The organism is Blautia sp. HA3515 (assembly GCF_059933065.1).
This window is the reverse complement of sequence record NZ_JAYFUY010000147.1, coordinates 1-3,834: the sequence shown is the minus strand read 5'-3', so window position 1 is coordinate 3,834 and position 3,834 is coordinate 1. Positions and strand designations below refer to the sequence as shown.

1 protein-coding gene, 1 rRNA gene and 1 pseudogene are annotated in these 3,834 nt (G+C 43.9%); 1 reads left to right on the top strand and 2 read right to left on the bottom strand.

The features are described from left to right. Positions 1–234 precede the first annotated feature (234 nt). Positions 235–1,415: pseudogene (locus R1Y93_RS11885) on the top strand (argininosuccinate synthase). A gap of 130 nt (positions 1,416–1,545) precedes the next feature. Here the strand turns inward: R1Y93_RS11885 and R1Y93_RS11880 are convergent. Together R1Y93_RS11880 and R1Y93_RS11875 are read right to left on the bottom strand one after the other, a co-directional pair. Next, positions 1,546–2,697, bottom strand: a complete 1,152-nt coding sequence (locus tag R1Y93_RS11880) for an AI-2E family transporter (protein ID WP_500822961.1) — start codon at positions 2,695–2,697, stop codon at positions 1,546–1,548. A 443-nt stretch (positions 2,698–3,140) separates the two neighbouring features. Continuing rightward, a 23S ribosomal RNA gene (locus tag R1Y93_RS11875) occupies positions 3,141–3,834 on the bottom strand; the annotation flags it as partial.

The window sequence follows — 3,834 nt, the reverse complement described above, 5'->3', positions numbered from 1 at the left end:
TTATTTAAAATGTTGTATATTATTTTCCAGCAATGGGGCAAGTAGAAAATCAGGTGACATGTAAACGAATAAATATACATATTTAATTACATATTATGCATATTTCTCGCTCACCGCCCTTTGAATCCTTACTACTCGCTTTTGAATATTGAATATTAAAAATGTCAGGAGAAAAAATTATGAAAAGAAAAAGTTGTTTTAGCATACTCCGGCGGTCTTGATACCACCACATTAATTCCTTGGCTGAAAGAAAATTTTGGTTATGACGTCATCTGCTGCTGTGTAAACTGCGGACAGGGTAACGAACTGGATGGTCTTGATGAGAGAGCAAAGCTTTCCGGAAAGCTTCCAAATTATATATTGAAGACATTATTGATGAATTTTGCGATGAATATATTATGCCATGTGTGGAAGCAGGTGCTGTTTATGAGCACAAATATCTTCTTGGAACTTCCATGGCTCGTCCTGCAATTGCCAAAAAGCTGGTTGAAATTGCACGTAAAGAAGGTGCTTCTGCTATCTGCCACGGTGCAACAGGAAAAGGAAATGACCAGATCCGTTTTGAACTTTCCATCAAAGCACTTGCTCCAGATCTGAAGATCATCGCTCCTTGGCGTATGACAGACGTATGGACCATGCAGTCCCGTGAAGATGAGATTGCTTACTGCCAGGCTCATGGCATTCATCTTCCTTTTGATGAAAGTCATAGCTACAGCCGTGACCGTAACCTGTGGCACATCAGTCATGAGGGTCTTGAGCTTGAGGATCCTTCCCAGGCACCACATTACGATAACATGCTTGTACTTGGCGTTACTCCACAGCAGGCTCCTGACAAAACAGAAGTAACTATGACATTTGAGGCCGGTGTTCCCAAAACATTAAATGGCAAAGCAATGAAAGTATCTGAGATCATTACAGAGCTGAACAGACTTGGTGGCGAGAATGGAATCGGTATTGTTGATATCGTTGAGAACCGTGTTGTTGGTATGAAATCCCGTGGTGAATACGAGAATCCTCCTGGCGGAACTATCCTTATGGAGGCTCATGATCAGCTGGAAGAACTGATTCTTGACCGTGAAACTATGGAAACCAAGAAAAAGCTTGGAAGCCAGCTGGCACAGGTAGTATATGAAGGAAAATGGTTCACACCTCTTCGTGAAGCACTCCAGGCTTTTGTTGAGTCCACTCAGAAATATGTAACTGGTGAAGTAAAGTTCAAACTGTACAAGGGCAACATTATTAAAGCAGGTACTACTTCTCCTTACAGCCTTTACAATGAATCTCTTGCTTCCTTTACAACCGGTGATATGTATGATCATCATGATGCAGACGGTTTCATCACTCTCTTTGGTCTTCCGATGAAGGTTCGTGCAATGAAGCTTGCTGAAGTAAAGAAAAACACTCAGGGTGAATGATCTGCCCTTCTTAAATCTATGTAACATAAAAGCTCCCTTAAAGAATACTGCGAGGGAGCTTTTTCCTGTTTAAATTAAATCAACGTACTTTTGCGAAATTCTGTTTTTGACACTATTCTTAATAACTATTTCAATTTACAGTGATTTTTTTCTGATCCAGTCTTTTATTTACCCATTCTTTAAACAATGCATAGAAAACAGAAACCAGCGGAATAAAAATCAGCATTCCTACGATTCCCATCAGGCTGCCGCCAACAGTCACCGCAGCCAACACCCAGATTGCCGGAAGTCCTACAGATCCGCCTACTACATGTGGGTAGATCAGATTGCCTTCGATCTGTTGGAGCACAACAAACAGTACCAGAAAAGCCAAGGCCTTTACCGGACTTACCATCAGAATCAGAAAAAATCCGGTCCAACAGCCAATAATCCCGCCAAACATAGGGATCAGCGCTGTAAATGAAATCAGTACACCGATCAGCATTGCGTAAGGGAAATCACCAATGGTCATAGTAACAAAGAACATAGCCCCCAGGATCACCGCTTCTATACATTGTCCGGTAATAAAACTGGAAAAGGTTTTGCTTGAAAGTCTGGCTACCCGAAGGATCCTTTCGACGATTCTCTTTGGAAAAATCGCATAAAATGCTTTTTTCATCTGCCGTGCCAATCGTTCTTTAGCCAGCAGGATATAGCATGCAAATACAAATCCAATGCCTACATTCATAGCTGTACTAAAAATACCCTTTGTAAAGGAAATGGTAGATGCCACAATATTATCAGCACCATTTTTAAGTGTATTCATTACAGAATTCAGAATCTTCTCAGGCTGAATATTGATGGAATCAGCCCATTTTACAATCTGGGAATCCTTTTGAAATGTACTTCCCAACCATTGCTGGATCTGTGGAACTCGCTCTTCCACACGCTTTAAAACACTGACCAGGGCATTACCAATCTGCGGAAGCACAACCAGTACAACAAGCATGATCAGCAGGATGATAAATACAATAGAAAGAAACAAGCTTACTGGTCTTGCCGCTTTCTCTGCACTTTTTTTATGATTTTCTTTAGCTTTTCCAAAAAGATGACGTTCAATAAATGTCATTGGAACATTCAGTACAAATGCCATGGCAGAACCTACAATAAAAGGAAGCAGTAATCCCCATCCCAGCCCCAATACATCAAGTACTACATGAATATTCTGAACCCCCAGATACAGGATAATGGCAAAGGTGATCAAATATCTGATCTTATTCATATTTTCTTTATTCAGATCCATGCGTTTTCCTTCTTTCTCTTTTTCTCTTCCGCAAGTGATACTTTTCATCCTGGAATTTTATCTCAGCTTACGCTGACCAGAATCACGCGCCAAGTCTCGCGACTGCTCGACTTGAATTATTGTATCATTAATCTCTGGAATCTGCTACAGTTTCTTTAATTTATAGTGGAAGTTCAAAGCACGGCTGCTCGACTTGAATGCATAAAAAAAGCAATGGACCAAGTCCACTGCTCAAATGCTTTTGTACCTTCAAAACCACATACATGCTGACATCCTTTGGAATCGTGAAATCCTGCAATTAACTATTCTCGAAAGCGGTCATCTCGCAACTACGTTGCTCGATGCCTTTTGCTTCGCAAATGCCCCTGCCACAGTCTCTGTGTCCATCACCAGGTAAACCTGCTTCTGTCCACATCCCTGTGCCATGGCCGCTTTCTCGCTTTTTGGTCAAGCCCTCGACCGATTAGTACTGGTCAACTCCATACATTACTGCACTTCCATCTCCAGCCTATCTACCTCGTCGTCTTCAAGGGGTCTTACTTCTTTCGAATGGGATATCTCATCTTAGGGGGGGCTTCACGCTTAGATGCCTTCAGCGTTTATCCCTTCCGGACTTGGCTACCCGGCCATGAGCTTGGCTGCTCAACCGGTACACCAGCGGTCCGTCCATCCCGGTCCTCTCGTACTAAGGACAGCTCCCTTCAGATATCCTACGCCCACGCCGGATAGGGACCGAACTGTCTCACGACGTTCTGAACCCAGCTCGCGTACCGCTTTAATGGGCGAACAGCCCAACCCTTGGGACCTACTACAGCCCCAGGATGCGATGAGCCGACATCGAGGTGCCAAACCACTCCGTCGATGTGAACTCTTGGGAGTGATAAGCCTGTTATCCCCAGGGTAGCTTTTATCCGTTGAGCGATGGCATTCCCACTTAATACCACCGGATCACTAAGCCCTACTTTCGTACCTGTTCCACCCGTCGGTGTCACAGTCAAGCTCCCTTCTGCCTTTGCACTCTTTGGATGGTTTCCGTCCATCCTGAGGGAACCTTTGGGCGCCTCCGATACCCTTTCGGAGGCGACCGCCCCAGTCAAACTCCCCGTCTGGCATTGTCCCACCGCCGGTTGGCGAGGG